The sequence below is a fragment of the Micromonospora sp. NPDC093244 genome, from assembly GCF_040683695.1.
Taxonomy (GTDB): Bacteria; Actinomycetota; Actinomycetes; order Mycobacteriales; family Micromonosporaceae; genus Micromonospora.
Genome location: NZ_JBFBEO010000003.1, coordinates 85,031 through 103,733, shown reverse-complemented (window position 1 = coordinate 103,733; position 18,703 = coordinate 85,031). Strand labels below are relative to the sequence as shown.

17 protein-coding genes are annotated in these 18,703 nt (G+C 72.7%); 16 read left to right on the top strand and 1 reads right to left on the bottom strand.

Annotation, left to right across the window (positions count from 1 at the left end; all coding sequences use genetic code 11):
• Window positions 1–32 precede the first annotated feature (32 nt).
• From ruvX to AB0N27_RS18995, 16 genes are all read left to right on the top strand, one after another.
• Window positions 33–494, top strand: coding sequence for a Holliday junction resolvase RuvX (ruvX, locus tag AB0N27_RS19070; RefSeq protein ID WP_364371138.1), 462 nt, complete (start codon window positions 33–35; stop codon window positions 492–494).
• Complete coding sequence (mltG, locus tag AB0N27_RS19065; protein WP_364371135.1) at window positions 491–1,696, top strand: endolytic transglycosylase MltG; 1,206 nt, start codon at window positions 491–493, stop codon at window positions 1,694–1,696. Before ruvX ends, mltG begins: the two co-directional genes overlap by 4 nt.
• Window positions 1,696–2,517 (top strand): shikimate dehydrogenase, encoded by an 822-nt coding sequence (locus tag AB0N27_RS19060; RefSeq protein WP_364371132.1) that lies wholly within the window; start codon window positions 1,696–1,698, stop codon window positions 2,515–2,517. The genes mltG and AB0N27_RS19060 overlap by 1 nt, the downstream gene beginning before the upstream one ends.
• A 102-nt stretch (window positions 2,518–2,619) precedes the next feature.
• Complete coding sequence (locus AB0N27_RS19055) at window positions 2,620–4,317, top strand: glycosyl hydrolase (protein WP_364371129.1); 1,698 nt, start codon at window positions 2,620–2,622, stop codon at window positions 4,315–4,317.
• 222 nt (window positions 4,318–4,539) lie between these two features.
• On the top strand, window positions 4,540–6,477 hold the full coding sequence (locus AB0N27_RS19050; RefSeq protein WP_364371126.1) for a delta-60 repeat domain-containing protein: 1,938 nt from the start codon (window positions 4,540–4,542) through the stop codon (window positions 6,475–6,477).
• 96 nt (window positions 6,478–6,573) lie between these two features.
• Entirely contained in the window at window positions 6,574–7,125 is a 552-nt protein-coding gene (locus AB0N27_RS19045; RefSeq protein WP_364371123.1) for a DapH/DapD/GlmU-related protein, read from the top strand.
• Entirely contained in the window at window positions 7,118–8,716 is a 1,599-nt protein-coding gene (locus AB0N27_RS19040) for a lipopolysaccharide biosynthesis protein (protein WP_364371120.1), read from the top strand. Before AB0N27_RS19045 ends, AB0N27_RS19040 begins: the two co-directional genes overlap by 8 nt.
• Before the next feature lie 69 nt (window positions 8,717–8,785).
• Window positions 8,786–10,072, top strand: a complete 1,287-nt coding sequence (locus AB0N27_RS19035) for an O-antigen ligase family protein (protein WP_364372101.1) — start codon at window positions 8,786–8,788, stop codon at window positions 10,070–10,072.
• A 5-nt stretch (window positions 10,073–10,077) separates the two neighbouring features.
• Window positions 10,078–11,682 (top strand): lipopolysaccharide biosynthesis protein, encoded by a 1,605-nt coding sequence (locus AB0N27_RS19030; RefSeq protein ID WP_364372098.1) that lies wholly within the window; start codon window positions 10,078–10,080, stop codon window positions 11,680–11,682.
• A gap of 8 nt (window positions 11,683–11,690) precedes the next feature.
• On the top strand, window positions 11,691–12,593 hold the full coding sequence (locus AB0N27_RS19025; protein ID WP_364371117.1) for a sulfotransferase domain-containing protein: 903 nt from the start codon (window positions 11,691–11,693) through the stop codon (window positions 12,591–12,593).
• Window positions 12,590–13,852: a hypothetical protein gene (locus AB0N27_RS19020; protein ID WP_364371114.1), complete on the top strand. Its 1,263-nt coding sequence runs from the start codon at window positions 12,590–12,592 to the stop codon at window positions 13,850–13,852. The genes AB0N27_RS19025 and AB0N27_RS19020 overlap by 4 nt, the downstream gene beginning before the upstream one ends.
• Window positions 13,853–14,067: 215 nt before the next feature.
• Window positions 14,068–14,547, top strand: coding sequence for a UDP-N-acetylglucosamine--LPS N-acetylglucosamine transferase (locus AB0N27_RS19015; protein WP_364371112.1), 480 nt, complete (start codon window positions 14,068–14,070; stop codon window positions 14,545–14,547).
• Between the two features lie 104 nt (window positions 14,548–14,651).
• Entirely contained in the window at window positions 14,652–15,218 is a 567-nt protein-coding gene (locus AB0N27_RS19010; protein ID WP_364372095.1) for a glycosyltransferase, read from the top strand.
• Window positions 15,215–16,135: a glycosyltransferase family A protein gene (locus AB0N27_RS19005; protein WP_364371109.1), complete on the top strand. Its 921-nt coding sequence runs from the start codon at window positions 15,215–15,217 to the stop codon at window positions 16,133–16,135. Before AB0N27_RS19010 ends, AB0N27_RS19005 begins: the two co-directional genes overlap by 4 nt.
• A gap of 100 nt (window positions 16,136–16,235) precedes the next feature.
• Entirely contained in the window at window positions 16,236–17,414 is a 1,179-nt protein-coding gene (gene aroC, locus AB0N27_RS19000) for a chorismate synthase (RefSeq protein ID WP_357987556.1), read from the top strand.
• Window positions 17,414–17,917: a shikimate kinase gene (locus tag AB0N27_RS18995; protein WP_357987559.1), complete on the top strand. Its 504-nt coding sequence runs from the start codon at window positions 17,414–17,416 to the stop codon at window positions 17,915–17,917. Before aroC ends, AB0N27_RS18995 begins: the two co-directional genes overlap by 1 nt.
• Window positions 17,918–17,923: 6 nt before the next feature.
• Here AB0N27_RS18995 and AB0N27_RS18990 read toward each other — a convergent pair whose 3' ends face one another.
• Window positions 17,924–18,652, bottom strand: coding sequence for an alpha/beta fold hydrolase (locus tag AB0N27_RS18990; protein WP_364371104.1), 729 nt, complete (start codon window positions 18,650–18,652; stop codon window positions 17,924–17,926).
• Between the last annotated feature and the right edge of the window lie 51 nt (window positions 18,653–18,703).

Below are 18,703 nucleotides of genomic sequence, written 5' to 3'. Positions count from 1 at the left end.
CCTGGTTCGTAGGTCCCCGGGGGTGACCCTCGGTGGCTGAGCTGACGCGTGGTGTGCGGATCGGGGTGGACGTCGGGCAGGTGCGGGTGGGGATTTCCCGCTCGGATCCGGACGGGATCCTGGCGACGCCGCTGGTGACCCTGGCCCGCGATCTCACGGCGGCACCGGACGCGATGCCCACTGACCTCGCCGAACTGGCCGCGCTGGTGGCCGAGCACGAGGCTGTCGAGGTGGTGGTCGGTCTTCCGGTCAACCTCGCCGGCAGGCACGGCCCGGCGGCTGTCCATGTGAAGGCGTACGCTGACCGACTGGTCGATGTGATAGCGCCCGTCCCGGTAACGCTCACTGACGAGAGGATGTCGACCGTGGTGGCTTCTCGTAGGCTTGCCGAGCGTGGCGTCCGAGGTAAACGTCAACGTGCGGTTGTCGACCAGGCGGCCGCGGTGGAGATCCTGCAGAGCTGGCTGGATGCGCAGCGGAGGCGGACGCAATGATCGACGACCTGGATCTTGGATTCGACGAGCCGGAGCGGGGGGAGAAGGGCCGGCACCGGCGGGGCTTCGTGCAGAAGCGCAAGGGCAAGGGCGGTTCGGGTGGCGGCCGGGGCAAGACGTTCCTGGCGCTGCTGCTGGCCCTGTTCCTGCTGGGCGGCATCGGCGGCGGGGCGTTCTACGGCTTCGACCGGATCCAGAACTACTTCGTCACCCCCGACTACGACGGCTCGGGCACCGGTGAGATCACCGTCGAGATCAAGAACGGCGCGTTGCTCGCCGACATGGCCGACGCCCTGGTCGCCGCCGACGTGGTGAAGAGCCAGAAGGCGTTCATCGAGGCCGCCGAGGCCAACTCGCGCAGCAAGAACATCCAGCCGGGCACGTACAAGCTGCGCAAGCAGATGAGCGGCGCGAGCGCGGTCACCGCGATGCTCGACCTCAAGAACAAGATCGTCAACGGGTTGACCATCCCCGAGGGCCGCACCAGCAAGAACATCTACAAGCTGCTCTCCGACAAGACCAAGATCCCGGTGAAGGAGTTCGAGGCCGCCGCCAAGGACCCGGAGGCGCTCGGCGTACCGGACTGGTGGTTCACGCGTGGGGACGGCAAGAAGGTCGTCAAGTCCGTCGAGGGGTTCCTCTACCCGGACACGTACGAGATCCCGCCGAAGGCCACCGCGGAGAGCATCCTCAAACTCATGGTGGACAACTTCCTCTCGGTGACAGGTGAGATGAAGTTCGCCGACCGGGTGCAGAAGGAGCGGGGCGGCGTCAGCCCGTACGAGGCGTTGATCGTGGCCTCGCTCGCCCAGGCCGAGGCCGGCAACAAGGACGACCTCGGCAAGGTCGCCCGGGTGGCCTACAACCGGGTGTACGGCGAGTTCAACTGCAACTGCCTGGAGATGGACGTCACCGTCAACTACTACCTGGAGTCGATCGGCAAACCGACCAAGTCGTCGAAGCAGATGACGGCGTCGGAGTTGGACGACCCGAAGAACCCGTACAACCGCAAGCTCAAGGGTCTGGTTCCCACGCCCATCAACAACCCGGGTAAACAGGCCCTGGAAGGGGCGATGGACCCGCCGGTGGGCAAGTGGCTCTACTTCGTGGCGATCGACGACAAGGGCCACTCGGCCTTCGCGGAGGACTACGAGCAGCACCAGCGCAACGAGGCGAAGGCCCGCGAGGCCGGCATCATCTGATGACGCTCCGACGGCGGGCGGCGGTGCTGGGCAAGCCCATCGCGCACTCGCTCTCCCCGGTGATCCACACCGCCGGCTACGCCGCCGCCGGGTTGACCGGGTGGTCGTACACCCGGATCGAGTGCGCGGCCGCGGAGCTGCCGGATCTGGTCGCCGGCCTGGGCCCGGAGTGGGCCGGGCTGTCGGTGACCATGCCGGGCAAGGAGGCGGCGCTCGCCGTGGCCGACGCCGCGTCGCCGGTTGCCGCCGCCGTCGGCGCGGCCAACACGTTGGTACGCCGTCCGGACGGCTCCTGGTACGCGGACAACACCGACGTCGCCGGCATGGTGCACGTGCTCGACGAGGCCGGGGTGGTGCCCGGTGCCACGGTGACGGTGCTCGGCGCGGGGGGCACGGCACGCGCCGCGCTCGCCGCCGCCGCGCAGTTGGGCTGCTCCTCGGTCACCGTGGTGGCCCGCCGCGCCGAGGCGGTCGACGAGTTGCGGCAGGTGTCGGCGGCGGTGGGTGTGTCGCTGAGCGCCGGCGCCTGGGCCGACGCCTCCCGGCACCTCGCGGCCGACGTGGTCGTCTCGACGGTGCCGAAGGGCGTGGCCGACCCGCTCGCCGACGAGGCGCACTGGCGGCCCGACGCGGTGTTCTTCGACGCGCTGTACGACCCGTGGCCGACGCCGTTGGCCTCGTCCGCGCTCGCGGCCGGCCTGCGGGTGGTGTCCGGACTGGACCTGCTGCTGGCGCAGGCCGCAGGCCAGTTCGAGCAGTTCACAGGCGTGCGCGCCCCGGTTGAGGCGATGCGTGCCGCGCTGGACCGACGCCTTCCTTAGCGGACAGTTAAGACGCGCTTACGGAAAACTGTCCTGCCCACGACCTGCCCTGGTCATCGATACGCTGCTCACGGTTACCGCAGCAGACACAGGGAGTACTCCTTGACCAGGCACGGACTGCACCGCATCACCCGGCTCCGCAACGGTCCCCGGCGCAAGGCCATCGCGGTCGGGGTGGTCGGCGGCTCGGTGGTGGCGGGCATCGTGGCGACCATGATGCCGCTGTTGGCAAGCGATGAACTGTCGATCCAGGCGGTGGCGGACACCACCGCCACGGCGGTGGCGCAGGACGGCGACAACGCCGCCAAGACGACACTGGCCACCTGCCCGACGCGCTGCGACGGCAACCCGCGTGGTGGCCGTGAGGCGGTCATCGAGTTCGCGGTGACCACCGTGCCGGCCGCCGCGGTCAACGTGCGGGCGACGCTGCGGCTGCACGCCTGGCAGCAGTTCGCCGCGACGGTGACGGCGCACGCCTCGCCGCTGAGCGCCCGCGAGGCGCGCCCGGCCCTGGCGTCCGCCGGCGCCGCGCTGGACACCGTGACAGGTGTGTCCAAGGGCGTCAACGAGTGGGACGTGTCCAAGCTGGTCACCGGCAACGGCACCTGGACGGTGTCGCTCGCCCAGTCCGGTCTGGACACCCGGATCTACTGGGCGTCGGTGGAGAACCGGAACCCCGACCTGCGGCCCAGCCTGGTGATCAGCTACGACGTCGGGGCCCGGCCGTCGTCGGTGACGACCACCCGGCCGGCGCCGTCGCCCAGCGCGTCGCCGACGACCGCGCCGAAGCCGTCCCCGACAGCCGTCCCGACCCGGACGCCAACGCCGAGCGCGAGCACCACCCTCCCGACCGGCAAGTGCGGGTCGGTGTCCGCCAAGCTCGTGCCCTCCTGCGGCGCGTGGTGGGGCATGTACTCACCCGCCAGCGCGGCCGGCGGCTGGGACCACGGCAAGGCGATCACCGACGTGGAGGCGCAGGTCGGCCGCAAGTTCGACATCGTGCACCGCTATCACGACTTCTCCAACTCGGGCAGCAACGGCGCCTTCCCGGACACGTACGAGACGCAGCAGATGCGCGAGGGCCGGCTGATGTTCTTCGCCTGGGAGTCCCGCGACTTCTCCGCCGGCACCACGCTGAAGTGGGCGGAGGTCTACAGTGGCCGGCAGGACGCGACGATCGACGCGGTCGCCGGGAGGATCCGCGCCACCGGGGTGCCGGTCTTCCTGGGCTTCGACCACGAGCCCGAGGACGAGCCGGGCAAGGGCAGCGACGCCGATTTCGTCAGGGCCTGGCGGTACGTGTACGAGCGGTTCGCGAAGGCCGGCGCGACGAACGCGGTGTGGGTCTGGACGATGATGGGCTGGTCCGGTCACTACTCCCGGTACGCCGGTCTCTACCCCGGGGACCGCTACGTCGACTGGGTGGCCTACGACCCGTACAACTTCCACGTCTGCAACGGCAGCACTGTGTGGAAGAGCCCCAGCACGACGGTGGGCGGCTTCTACCGCTGGTTGGACGAAAACGGCATCGGTGCCGGCAAGCCGCGGATGCTCGCCGAGTTCGGCACCAACTTCAACTCCGCCGACCCGGGCGCCAAGCAGCGCTGGTTCCAGGAGTTCCCGGCGGCGCTGAAGGCGCACCCGAAGATCAAGGCGGCCATCTACTTCAACTCGCCGGGCATGACGACCCGCACCTCGACCTGTGACATGACGATGAACCACGACGCGTCGGCGCTGGAAGGTTTCTCCCAGGCCGGCCGGGACGGGTACCTGCGGCAGCCCACCGGGGTGAGCCGCTGACGATCGTGAATTTGTGGTGACGGCACATCGCCTGGTCGGATCGCATATCCGACCCCCAGGTGTTCTGTCATCTTGCTGATCGATGCACCGCCCAATCGGCGGATGCGCCTGCCAGCGTGGGCGAGGGACGCTACCTCGGGTTCTCATCCACCTTGGAGGCGCAGCGTGCCCAAACTTCCGCACATGTGGCGTTTCGCAGGACGACGTCGTACTCGGGCGGGGATGGTCGCGCTGGCGATCGTCGCCGCGGTGCTCGGTGTGCCCTCGGTGTCCTCGGCGGCTGTGGTTCCGGTCCCGGAGACGGCGACCCTCGTGTCGGCGAACCCCGCCGACTCGACCCCGCACGCCCGCAACGGTGAAACCCGGGCGTTCGCGCAGGTGGGCAATACGGTCTTCGTCGGCGGCAGCTTCACGCAGCTCCGGCAGACCGCCAGCTCGCCGTGGATCAGCCAGCCCTACCTCTTCGCGTACGACCGCACCACCGGCACCGTGTCCACCACGTTCCTGCCGGTGCTCGACGGCGCGGTCAACACACTCGTCGCCGGCCCGGGCGGCACGCTGATCGTCGGCGGGGCCTTCAAGAACGTCAACGGCGTCTCCCGCAGGAACCTGGTGGCCCTCGACCCGTCCAGCGGCGCGATCATCGACGCGTGGGTGGGGCGCTCCGACGGCGGCAACGTCCGCAAGGTCGTGCTGCACGACAACTGGCTGTACGTGGCCGGCGCGTTCAACTGGCTCAACGGCACCGCGCACGCCGGCCTCGCCCGGCTCAACGCGACCACCGGCGCCATCGACCCGACCTTCGCCATCAACGCCACGGTCGGGCGGCACAGCACCACCTCGTACGTCTGGACCATCGACGTCACGCCGGACGGCAACACGCTGGCCGTCGGCGGCAACTTCACGCTCGTCAACGACCTGCCGCGTAACCAGATGGCGCTTGTGGACGTCTCCGCGACTCCCACGCTCATCGACTGGAGCACCGAGAAGTTCATTCCGCCGTGCGCCTCCCCGTCGACGTTCGTGCACTACGTGCAGGACGTGAAGTTCGGCGCGGACGGCAGCTGGTTCGTGGTCGGCACCAACGGTGGTTCGGGGTGGCCGGCCGCCTACTGCGACACGCTCGTCCGGTTCGAGACGGCCAACCGGGGCAGCGGGCAGCTCGCCACCTGGGCCGACTACACGGGCAACGACACCATCACCTCGGTCGAGGTCGCCGACAACGTCATCTACCTCGGCGGGCACTTCCGCTGGTTGAACAACCCCAACGGCGTCGACGTCGCCGGCCCCGGGGCGGTCGACCGGCTCGGCATCGCGGCTGTCACCCCGGCCACCGGCATGCCGGTGAACTGGAACCCGCGCCGCAGCGGCAGCGCCTCGATGCCGGCCGGCACCAGCAGTTGGGGTTCGTCGGTGCCGGTGCTGTGGCGCGGTACGGACGGCCTCTACTTCGGGCACAACTCCGACGGCATGGGCGAGGAGTACCACGGTCGGCTCGGCATGTTCCCGCTCGCGGGTGGACGGACGTTCACCCCGAAGAACCCGCCGACCGCCACCACCGGCAACCTCTACCTGAGCACCGCCCCGGCCACAGTGGCCCGGGTGCCGTTCGACGGCACCACGCTGGGCACCCCGACCACGGTCAGCCAGCCGGCCTACACGGCGGCCGGCGCGACGTGGCGGGTCGACGACCGGATCTACTGGTCGCACACGGTCGCGGGCACGCCCACCGGCAGCCGGATCGACGTCTCGCTGTTCAACGGAGGGGCGATCGGGGCGCCGTGGGAGGCGTCCGGCTACAACGACTGGTACAACCCGGCGGTGCTGAGCGGCGCCTTCTTCCTCGACGGCCGGCTCTACTACACGCGTACCGGCGCCAACAACCTGTACTACAGGTACTTCGAGATCGACGGCAACTACCTCGGCGCCACCGAGTTCACGGTGCCGACGACTGGCGTTCCGTGGTCCGGGGTGCGTGGCATGGCGTGGGTGGCCGGACGGATCGTCTACGGTGCTACCGACGGCACGCTGCGTAGTGTGCCGTTCAACCCGACGGCCGCGCCGAGCGCTGTGGTCGACGGCACGGCAGCGACGGTGCTCGCCCTCGCGACGCCCGAGTTGTCCTGGTCCACCCCTTCAACATTCTTCTCCGTGCAGTAAGGGTCTACGGTTCGTGACGGAGGATCGATAGATTGTTCACGTTGGGTCGGCGGCGGCACCACCGCTGCCGGCCCCGCGATGTGGGGGAGGGGTCGGTTGGTCGGCGCCGCTGGCATCCGCGCGCGACACGCGGTGCGCCTGGTCTTCGCGGTCAAACGTGGCTGGTACAGGCTGCGCTACCGGCGGCTGACGCTCGGCCGGGACGTGGAGATCCGGGGCCGGGTCCGGCTGCGCCGCGGAGTACGGGTGACAATCGGCGACCGCACCCGGTTGAACAAGCTGGTCCGCTTCGCCGGCCCGGGCGAGGTGCGCATCGGCGCCGACTGTCTGTTGAACGCGACCTGGATCGGCACCTGGACCTCGGTGACCGTCGGCGACAGGTGCCTGCTGTCCGACTGCGAGCTGCTCGACAACGACTTCCACAACCTGCCACCGGAGCAGCGGCACGAGCCTCCCGGCCCGGCCACCCGCGCCCCCATCGTCCTCGAGGACAACGTGTGGGTCGGAGCGCATGCGCTGGTGATGAAGGGCGTACGCGTCGGCCGGGACAGCGTCGTGGGCGCGGCGGCGGTGATCCGTACGGACGTGCCGCCAGGCGTCGTGGTCGTCGGCAATCCTCAACAGACGGTGAAGAAGTTCCATGACTGACGCGACTCCCACCTCCTGGTCGACGGACGCCCCGGCCGCCGGCGCCGATCGCACCGTCACGGTGACCGACCTGCTGCGGGTGCCGATGCACCGGCTGCGGCTGGTGACGGCCGTGGCCGTGGTCGGGCTGCTCCTCGCGCTCGGCTATGTGCTGATGGTGCCGGCGGCGATGACCGCGAACGCCGTGGTGGCGGTCCGTCCGGTGGTGACCGACGCGTTCACCCCCAGCGGCGCGGGCGCCGACCGGGCGGTCAACATGAACGTGGAGAGCGGCATCGCCACCGGCACCGAGGTGGTGCAGCGGCTCGCCGACGCGGCCGGCGCCGACCCGCGCGACATCCGTAACGCGCTCGAGGTCGAGGTGCCCACCGGCGGGCAGATCCTGCGCTTCAGCTACCAGGCGAAGGACGCGCAGCGGGCGGTGCAGAGCGCCAACCTCGCCGCGCGCGCCTACCTGGACGTGCGGCGCACGATGTACGAGCAGCAGCGCGCCGAGATGCTGCGCTCGTACGACGCGAGCATCACGAAGGTCGCCGCCCAGCAGGCGGCGGTGCAGAAACGGGCGAGCACCGCCAAGGACACCACCGCCGGGGACGCCGCGGTGGCCGAACTGGCCGGGATCAACAACCAGCTCACCCAGCTCAACGCCGCCCGTACCGAGATCGCCGCCGTGGACATCAACCCCGGCTGGGTCACGCAGACCGCCGAGCGCGCCCTGGTCACCTCCGCCGGGCACCGCCCGCTCTACCTGGTCGCCGGCCTGCTCGGTGGCGCCCTGATCGGCGTGGTGCTGGCGTACGTGTGGGAGTCGACCGACCGGCGGGTCCGTTCGGTCGCCGACGGTCGGGACGCCACAGGCCTGCCGCTGCTCGGCACGGTCCGCCGCCCGCCGTGGCGGGGCAGTCCCCGGGCCGTCGACGCGGACATCAGGTACGTGGCGATGGCGGTCGCCGAGCGGGTCCGCCAGCCGGCCCGGGTGGCGCTGCTCGCCGCCCGGGAGGACGCCACGGCGCTCACCGCCGGGCTCGCGGTGGCGCTCGCCGTCGACGGCCGGGAGGTCTTCGTCGCCGACGACAGCGGACGTACCGAGCGGCTGCGCGCCGCGGTGCTCGCCGACCGGGGGCGGTTGCCGATCGACGCGTCCCGGCCGCTCGTGCCCAAGCCCCGCCCGGCCGGCAGCCCCGCCAGCCCGGGCGCCGCCGCCGAGACGGTGCCCGCCCGCCGACCGTCCCCGCACCCGCCGGGCGCCCGCCCGTCCGCCGATCCGGACGCCACGCTCACGCTGCCCCGGGCGTCGCCCGCCCGGGCCGAGAACGGCCGGGTCGCCGCCCCGGACGAGGTGAGCGTGGGGGTGGGCGGCGTCCGGTTCGGCACCTGGCGGCAGGGCGCCGACCACGGGCTCGTGCTGTTCAACGCCCCACCTGCCGAATCCGACGAGCGCGGCGTCGCGGTGGCCCGGCAGGGCAGCGCGGTCGTGGTGGTCGAGCGGGACCGCACCCGCCAGGTCGACCTGCGTCGCCTCGTGCAGCGGCTGCGCGCCGCAGGGGTGACCCCGCTGGGTTTCGTCCTCACCCGCAACGGTCGGGCCTGACCGGTGACTGTCACCCGCGCACCGGCCACCGAGCCGCCGCCAGGTGACTCTCCTGCCGCCGGCGGGCCGGTGTCGCCGCCCCCACCGCCGCCCCGGCTGCCGCTCTGGCCGCTGTCGCTGATGTTCGGCCTGGTGCCCCTGTGGTGGGCGCTCGGCGCGTTCTACCTGGGGTGGCCGCTGCTGGGGGCGTTGCTGCTCGCGTTGCTGCTCACCCGGGGACGGGTGCCGCTGCCGCCGGCGAGCGCCATCTGGCTGCTGTTCCTGGCCATCGTGGTGGTCAGCGCCACCCAGCTGGCGTCGCCGGCCTCGCTGCTCACCTTCGCCCTGCGGTTGGCCTTCTACCTGACCGCGCTGGTGGTCGGCGTCTACGTGCACGCCGCCGCCCGGGAACGCGCCGACCTGGTGGCGGTGCTCAGCCCGCTCTGCGCGTTCTGGTTCGGCCTGGTCGTGCTGGGCTGGCTGGGCGTGCTGGCGCCCCGGCTGGCGATGAGCACCCCGATGGAGGTGCTGCTGCCCGGCGGGGTGGCCGGCACACCGTTCATCCAGGACATGGTCCACCTGACCACCGCCGAGTACAGCGCCCGCTCGCTCAACCCGATCTACCGGCCGGCCGCGCCGTTCGCGTACACGAACAACTACGGCAGCGCGTACGCGATGACCCTGCCGTGCGTGGTGGCCTTCGCCATGCTGCGCCCGCGCGGGCTGCTGCGCTGGGTGCTGCTGGCGTCGCTGCCGCTGTCGCTGGCGCCCGCGTTCCTCACCCTCAACCGGGCGATGTTCCTCAGCCTGGGCGCGGGCCTCGCGGTGCTCGGGGTGCGGGCGAGCCTGCGCGGCAACGTGCGGGTCGCCGCGTCCATCGTCGGGCTGGTGCTGATCGGGGCGCTGGCCACGCTGTTCATCCCCATCACCGACCTGATCAACAAGCGGGTCGACTCCAGCGACACCAACACCGACCGGCTCTCGCTCTACACGGAGGTGATCCGCCGGGTGCAGGAGTCGCCGTGGCTGGGCTACGGCGCACCGGTGAACGTGGACACGGTCTCCGCGGCGGCGCCGATCGGCACCCAGGGGCAGTTCTGGATGGTGCTGTTCAGTCACGGCGTACCGGCGTTGCTCTGCTTCCTGGCCTGGTTCGTGGCCGCCGCGGTGATCTGCGCGCGGGCGACGTCGGCGGCCGGGCAGTGGCTGGCCGTGGTGCCTGTGGTCTGTCTGGTGCAGATCCCGTTCTACGGCATGGCCAACCAGAACCTGTCTGTCGCGTTCTTCGCTGTCGCGTTCGCGATGGCCCTCACCGAACGGGAACGGTCCGCCCGGTGGCGTCCGCTGCCGGCCCGGCCCGTGGGGGTGCCGGCGTGACCGCCGTGACCAGGCCGCCGGCCGACCCGGACCGGCCGCCGCCGGTAGCCACTGTCGGCGCGGGCGACGCCGGCGCGGCCGAGACCCGGCGCAGCGCGCGCAACGGCGTGGCCGGCCTGCTCGGCGCGGCCACCAGCGGTCTGTTCGGCTTCGTGCTGGCCGTGGTGATCACCCGGGAGTACGGCACGGCGGGCTCCGGCGCGTTCTTCGCCGCGATCGGTGTGGTCACCGTGGCCACCGCCGTCTGCACCCTCGGCGCCGAGACGGGTCTCATGTGGGCGCTGCCGCGACGTCGTACCGGCGCCCGGGGGGACGCGGCCCGGGTGCTGCCGGTGGCCCTCGTCCCGCCGCTGCTGGCCGCCCTCGTGGTCGCCGCCGCGGGTGTCCTGGCCGCCGACGCGCTCGCCCCCCGGCTGCTGCGCGGCTCCGGCGCGGACGGCGGCGCGCTGCTCACCCTCACCTTCGCCGCCGTGCCGGTGGTGGTGGCCATGACCCTGCTGCTGGCCGCCCTGCGCTGCGTACGACCCATCCGGGCGTACGTGGGGGTGCAGTTCCTCCTGCTGCCGGTCGCCCGACCGGCGCTTGTCGGCGCGGCGGCGCTGGCCGGTGGCGGCCTGCTCGCCGGCATGACCGGCTGGCTGGTGCCGGCCGCGCTGGCGCTGCTGGCGTGTCTCGTGCTGGTGGCCGGGCCGCTCGGGCTGGGCCGGGGCGCGGCGCTGCGGCCCGGGCGCACCGACTGGTCGACGTTCTGGCGTTTCGCGCTGCCCCGTGCCGCGTCGGCGGCCATCGACGCGGGAAGCATGTGGGTGGGCGTGCTGCTCACCTCGGTGCTGGCCGGCCCGGCCGACGCCGGGGTGTTCGGCGCGGTCGGCCGGTACGTCCTCGCCGGCCAACTGGCCATGCAGGGGTTGCGGGTCGCGGTGTCACCGCAGTTGTCCCGACTGCTCGGCCGTGGCGAGCGGGCCGCCGCCGCGGCGGTGCACAGGCGGTTGACGATCTGGGGGCTGGTGCTGTCCTGGCCGGTGTACCTGCTGCTCGCGGTGTTCGCGCTGGCGTTCCTCCAGCTGTTCGGGCCGGAGTTCACCGCAGGCGTGCCGGCGATGACCGTGCTCGCGCTGGCGATGCTCGTGAACACCGGCGTGGGCAACGTGCAGAGCCTGCTGCTGATGGGCGGGCGTAGCGGCCTGCACCTGGCGGCCACGCTCGCCGGGCTCACCGTGACCGTGTCGCTGGGCCTCTGGCTGATCCCCGGGCACGGCGCCACCGGCGCGGCGGCCGCGTGGGCCGCCGGCATCGCCACCGAGAACCTGACCGCCGCCTTCCTCGCCCGCACGGTGGTCCGGGAACCGCTCGTCGACACCGCGATGCTGCGCGCTGCGGCGGTGACCCTCGCCGGTGTCGGCGTGGCGGCCGCTGTCGGCGTCCTGGCCGGCGGGCGGGGCCTTCCCGGCCTGGCGGTGGCACTGGTCGTGCTGGCGGCCGCGTGCGTCGGCTTGTTGACGTTGCCCCGGGTACGCGCCGGCATCCGGGTGACCATGAGACAGATTCGTGGACGGGACGACGCGGCCCCGGCCGCCGGCCCCGCCCCGGCATCGACGAAAGGCAGGTGAGGTCCGTCGTGGCGTCCATCCGTGACCGGATGAAGCAGCTGGTCCCGACCCAGGTCACCGTCCGGGTGAAGGAGTCCCTTGTGGACTACGGGGTCCGTACCAGCGACCGGCGGCCCCTGCCGGACTTCCTGATCATCGGTACCAAGCGGGGTGGCACCACGTCCCTGTGGAACTACCTCATCCAGCACCCCCTCGTGCCCCGGCTCTTCCCCGCGTGGAACACCAAGTCGGCGCACTACTTCGAGGAGCACTGGGGGCGCGGCGAGGCCTGGTACCGCTCGCACTTCCCGACCCAGCGCCAGCGCGACGCCCTGGCCAGGCGGCACGGCGGGCCGGTCCGGGTCGGCGAGGCCGCACCGCTGTACATGTTCCACCCGCTCGCCGCGCAGCGGGTCGCCGCGCTCATGCCCACGGTGAAGCTGATCGTTCTCCTGCGCGACCCGGTGGAGCGGGCGTACTCGCACTGGAAGGAACGCCGCACGCACGGCATCGAGCCGCTGGACTTCGCCGCCGCGCTGGCCGCCGAACCGGAGCGCACGGCGGGGGAGCGGGAACGGCTGATCGCCGAACCGGAGTCGTTCAGCGAGGCGTACGACTGGTACACGTACCGGGCCCGGGGGCGGTACCTGGAGCACCTGGAGCCGTGGCTGGAGCGGTTCGACACCTCGCAGATCCTCTTCCTGCCCAGCGAGGACCTGTACGGCGACGCCCGCGCGACCTACCGGCGCACCCTGGACTTCCTCGGGCTGCCCGCGTACGACCTGCCCGACTTCAAGGTCTACAACGATCGGCGTTCGGCTCCACTGGATCCGGCGGTGCGCGCCGAGTTGACCGACTACTACCGCCCGTACAACGACGCGTTGCGTCAGCGGTTGGGGCTGGACCTCGACTGGGCGGACCGGGCGGCGTGACGACGCGTGTCGACCCGTCCACCGATCCTCGGTCGAGAGTGGACGGGCTGGGCTGGGTGAGCCGCGCGGTCTTCCCGGACGACCGGGTCGCCCTGCGCGTGGGCGGCAGCCCGCCGGCGGGTCACCGGGTGATGGCCCGGTACGCGGTGGTGCCGTCGGTGGCCCGGGCGCGGTTCCTGGTGCCGTTGGGCGCGCCCCGGGCCGGTGCGGCGTCGCTGCTGGCGTACAACGCGTTGCGGCCACCGAAGGTGCGCGCGCTGCGTGCGGTGCTGGGCGGTCTGGCCCGGTTCGGCGCGGTGGGTCTGGCGCCCTTTCCGACGTTGAACGTCTCGGTGCCGTCCGGTGCGGCGCCGGCCGAGCTGCTGCTGACCGAGCGGCTCGCCGCCGCGCTGGGCGGTGCGCCGCTGCTGGCGGCCTGCGGTGTCCGCCCGCCGGACCCGAACGGCAAACCCACCCTGCAACTGTTCACCGCAGACGGTCGCCCGCGCGGCTACGCGAAAATCGGCTGGAACGACGCGACGCGGGCGCTCGTCACCGCCGAGGCGGCCGCCCTGCGGGCGGTGCGGGACACGGCGGGTGTCGCCGACCATCCGGTGCCGCCGGGGCTGCTCACCGAGACAGCGTGGGCCGGCCAGGTTGTCGCGGTGATCGAGCCGCTGCCACCGGACGTCCGGGGTGTGCCCGTCGACGACCCGCCACGGATCGCGGCGCTGCTCGCGGTCGCCCGTCGTGGCGGTCCCGCCGGTACGCCCCGACCCCTGGCCTCCTCGCCGTTCCTGACCCGGCTGGCCGCGCAGGCCGACCGGGCGGCCGACGCCGTGCCGGCCGGCGCGCGGGCCGTCGACGCGGTGGCCGCGCTGGGCCGCCGGCACGGTGAGACCGCTGTCGAGTTCGGTCACTGGCACGGTGACTGGGTGCCGTGGAACCTGGGCCGGCACGCCGGCCGGCTGGTCGCCTGGGACTGGGAGCACAGCGCGCCGGACGTACCTGTCGGGTTCGACCTGGCCCACGACGCCTTCCAGCGGGCACTGGTGCTGCGCGGCGAGCCGGCGGCGGTGGCCGCGTCGGCGGTGGACGGGCACCTGGAGCACCACGGCGAGCGGCTCGGCCTCGGCTCCGCGCAGCGCCGGCTGGTGGCCGACGCGTACCTGGTGGAGATGTGGCTGCGGACCTGGCGGTTGGCCCACGCGGGGGCGGGCTGGAACGCGGCGCTGCATCCCGCACTGCTGGACGTCATCGAGAAACGACATAGCGGTTGATCCGGTGAAATCGACGGACCACCGGCGTGTCGCAGAGTGACGGCAAACTAGCAGGTCGTGATGATTATCGATGGACCTCGGGGGGCCGGCGCCCCCGATATTCCCAGGTGGAGATCGCTGGCCCGCCCGGTCGCGCTGTTCAACGAACCGGGAAACCTGTGATCTGCTTCTGCCTGGCGTAGACCGAAATTCCAAGCGAACTTGTGGGGAGTCGCGTGGACGTGAACAACGACGAGTCCGAGCCGCCCGTGCTGCTGCTGGTCAGTTCCAGCGGTGGACATCTGGCCCAACTGCTCGCCCTGCGGTCCTGGTACGAGAAGCTGCCGCGCTGCTGGGTCACCTTCGACACCCCGGAGGCGGTGTCGCTGCTGGCCGGCGAGGACCTGGTGCCCGCGTACCACCCGACCACCCGCAGTGTGCCGAACCTGCTGCGCAACGCGCTGCTGGCCTGGCGCGTACTGCGGCGTCGGCGGGTCGCCGCGGTGGTCACCACGGGTGCCGGCGTGGCCCTGCCGTTCGTGGTGCTGGCCCGGCTGCGGCGCATCCCGACCATCTACATCGAGGTGTACGACCGGATCGACACCGCGACGCTCACCGCCCGGCTCTGCCGGCCGTTCCTGTCCGCGATGCTCGTGCAGTGGGACGAGCAGCGGCGGCAGTATCCCGAGGCGATAGTCGTGGGGGCGCTGCTGTGAGCGGGGAGATCGACACCAGTCCACGTCCGCAACCGCCCCGGCCCGCCGCCGAACCGGCCCGGTTGCCCCGCCAGCGCGACACCGCGCCCACCGGGCAGACCCGGCTGCTTGTCGCGGTCGGCACCGACAAGCACCCCTTCGACAGGCTCGTCGACTGGCTGGCCCAGTGGCACGCCGACGCCCCCGACGCGGTCGGGCTGACCGTCCAGCACGGGCACACGAAGGCACCCGGCCTGCCCGGTGCCGTGCCGTTCCTCGGCCACGACGCCCTTCAGCAGGAGATGGCCGACGCCGACCTGGTGGTCTGCCACGGAGGGCCGGCCACCATCCTGGAGGCACGCCGGCACGGTCACCTGCCGATCGTGGTGCCCCGCGACCCGGGTCGCGGCGAGCACGTCGACGACCACCAGCAGCTCTTCGCCCGCCGGCTCGGCGCCGCCGGGCTGGTGGCGCTCTGCGAGACCCGCGAACAGTTGCACGACGCGCTGGCCGCCGGGCTGGCCGACGCCTCCCGGTTCGCGGTCGCCGCCGACCCCGACGCCCACGAGGCGCGCCGCGCCGCGGTGGCGCGGGTCGGTCAGATCGTGGAGGACCTGGTGGCCCGCGCCGCCCGACGCCCACCACGGTGGCGGCCCTGGCCACGATCCGACCGGACGGAGGGACGACGATGACCGCGCCGCCGAGCGTCAGCGTGGTGGTGCCCACCCGGGACCGCCCCGAGCTGCTGCGCTCCGCCATCCGGGCGATCCTGGCCCAGGAGTATCCCGGCCCGATCGAGGTCGTGGTGGTGTTCGACCAGTCCACCCCCGACGGGTCACTTGCCGACCTCGCCGGCCCGGACCGGGCGGTCCGGGTGATCCGCAACTGCCGCACGCCGGGGCTGGCCGGCGCGCGCAACAGCGGCACCCTCGCCGCCGGAGGGCAGCTCGTCGCGTTCTGCGACGACGACGACGAGTGGCTGCCCGGGAAGTTGGCCGCCCAGGTCGACGCCCTGACCGCCGACCCGGCCGCCGAGTTCGTCTGCTGCGGCATCCGGGTCAGCTACGAGGGGAACACCGTCGACCGGGTGCTCGACAAGGACCGGATCACCCTGGACGACCTGCTGCGGGACCGGATGACCGAGCTGCATCCGTCCACCTTCCTGATCCGCGCCACCGCGCTGCGCGAGGGCTTCGGTCTGGTCGACGAGGAGATCCCGGGCAGCTACGCGGAGGACTACGAGTTCCTGCTGCGGGCCGCGCGCAGCGCCCCGCTGATCAACCTGCGTACGCCCGCGGTGCTGGTCCGCTGGCACAAGCGCTCCTACTTCGCGCAGCGGTGGGACACCATCTCCGAGGCGTTGCAGTGGCTGCTGCTGCGGTACCCGGAGTTCGCCGGCCAGCCGGCCGGCGAGGCCCGGGTAACCGGGCAGATCGCGTTCGCCCGGGCGGCCTCGGGGGACCGGCGGGGGGCGGTGCGCTGGGCCCGGCGCACGCTGCGCAGCAACCCGCGCGAGCCGCGCGCGTACCTGGCGCTCGCGGTGGCCGGCCGGGTGGTCGGCGCGGACGCGGTGCTGCGCACCCTGCACAGGCGCGGCCGGGGCATCTGAGCTGCCGCCGGCGCCCGGCCGACCGGGCGCCGGCGTCCGCTGGGCGGGACGCGGCGGGCAGCGCACCGGGCCGGTGGCGGGCCGTGACAGACTGATCGCTGTGTTGCGCTGGTTGACTGCAGGTGAATCGCACGGTCCCGCCCTCGTCGCGCTGCTGGAGGGGGTGCCGGCCGGCATCGAGGTGACCACCACCGAGATCGCCGACGACCTGGCCCGCCGCCGGCTCGGCTACGGCCGGGGCGCGCGGATGTCCTTCGAGCGGGACGAGGTCGAGGTGCTCGGCGGCCTGCGGCACGGCGTCACCCTGGGCAGCCCGGTAGCCATCCGGGTGGGCAACTCCGAGTGGCCGAAATGGCAGACGGTGATGGCCGCCGACCCCGTCGACCCCGACGAGCTGGCCCGCCAGGCGCGCAACGCCCCGCTGACCCGTCCCCGGCCGGGCCACGCCGACCTGGCCGGCATGCAGAAGTACGGCCACACCGACGCCCGCCCGATCCTGGAACGCGCCAGCGCCCGGGAGACCGCCGCCCGGGTCGCGGTCGGCGCGGTCGCCAAGGCGCTGATCCGTCAGGCGCTCGGCATCGAGATCGTCTCGCACGTCGTCGAGCTGGGTCCGGTGGCCGCGAAGCCCGGGCTGCGCCCGACCCCGGCCGACGCCGCCCGCATCGACGCCGACCCGCTGCGCTGCCTCGACCCGGACGCCAGCGCCCTGATGGTCGCCGAGGTGGACGCCGCGAAGAAGGCAGCCGACACCCTCGGCGGCGTGGTCGAGGTCCTGGCGTACGGGGTGCCGCCGGGCCTGGGCAGCCACGTGCAGTGGGACCGCAAGCTCGACGCCCGGCTGGCCACCGCGCTGATGTCCATCCAGGCGATCAAGGGCGTGGAGATCGGCGACGGTTGGCAGCAGGCCCGCTCCCGGGGCTCCGAGGCGCACGACGAGATCATCCCCTCGGCGACAGGCGTCCGACGGGTCACCGACCGCGCCGGTGGGCTGGAGGGCGGCATCACCACGGGCGAGCCGCTGCGGGTGCGCGCCGCCATGAAGCCGATCTCGTCACTGAACCGGGCGCTGGCCACCGTGGACGTCACCACCGGCGAGCCGGCCACCGCGATCAACCAGCGCTCGGACGTCTGCGCGGTGCCCGCCGCGGCGGTCGTCGCCGAGGCGATGGTGGCGCTGGTGCTCGCCGAGGCGGCCACCGAGAAGTTCGGCGGAGACTCGATCACCGAGATCCGCCGCAACCTGGCCGGCTACCTCGACGCGCTGGTCATCCGCTGATGGCGCCGGTCGTCGTGCTGGTCGGCGCGCCGGGCTGCGGCAAGACCACTGTCGGGCAGGCGCTCGCGGCCACCCTCGGGGTGGAGTTCCGCGACACCGACGCCGACATCGAGTCGATGGCCGGCAAGCCCATCCCGGAGATCTTCATCGACGAGGGTGAGGCGCACTTCCGTACCCTGGAGCGGGCCGCCGTGGCCGCGGCGCTCGCCGCCGGCACGGGCGTGCTCGCCCTCGGCGGCGGCGCGGTCCTGGCCGAGGAGAACCGCGCCGCACTGGTGGGCCACCGGGTGGTGCACCTGTCCGTGGAGCTGCCCGACGCCGTGAAGCGGGTCGGGCTCGGTGCCGGCCGACCCCTGCTGGCGATCAACCCGCGGGCCACCCTCAAACACCTGCTGGACCAGCGCCGGCCGCTCTACGCGGAGGTGGCCACCGAGACGGTGGTCACCGACGGCCGGACCCCGGCGCAGGTCGTCGCCGAGGTCGCCGCGCTGCTGCCCCGCTGACCCGGCTCAGCCGCGGGCGGCCGCGTCGAGCACGTCGGCAAGCGCCTTCGGTTCGCTGAGCATCGGCCAGTGCCCGGTGGGCAGCTCGAACAGCTGACCACCGGCGAGCCCGGTGAAGAACGGGTGGCCCTTGTCGATCATCTCCCGCACCACGCTGAGCGGGAAGGTGCTGGCGACCAGGGCGGTGGGCACCGGGCGGCCGCCGGTGCGCCGGACCGGATCGGTGGCCGTGCGCAGCGGCTGCGGGGTGGCGCGGGAGCGCAGGACGGCGAGTGTCGCCTCGTCCAACCCGGCCAGGTTGCTCGGGTCGGCCACCGGATCCCAGGCGGGCGGCGGCAGCAGGTGCCCGTCGCCGATCGCCTCCCGCAGCCGCTGCTGCTCAGGTGGGGGGACGGTGTCGAACTGCGCGGTGCCGTCCGGCAACGGTCCACTCTCCACGTAGACCACGCGGGCGACGCGCTGCGGGATGCGGTCGGCGGCCTGCGCGACAGGCATCCCACCGCCGGAATGCCCGACCAGCAGCACGTCGTGCAGGTCCTCGACCTCGATCAGCCGGACGATGTCGGTCGTGTGCGTCTCCAGGCTCACCTCCGGCCCGGCGAGGTGGTCGCGCTCGGCCAACCCGGTAAGGGTCATCGGGTAGACGTCATGCCCCTGCGCGCGCAGCAGTCCGGTCACCTCCCGCCACGCCCACGCACCCAACCAGAACCCCGGCACCAGCACGAACGTCGCCATCTGTCGCTCCTTCTCTCGGCTACCGACAGACCGTACGATCGAAACCGGACA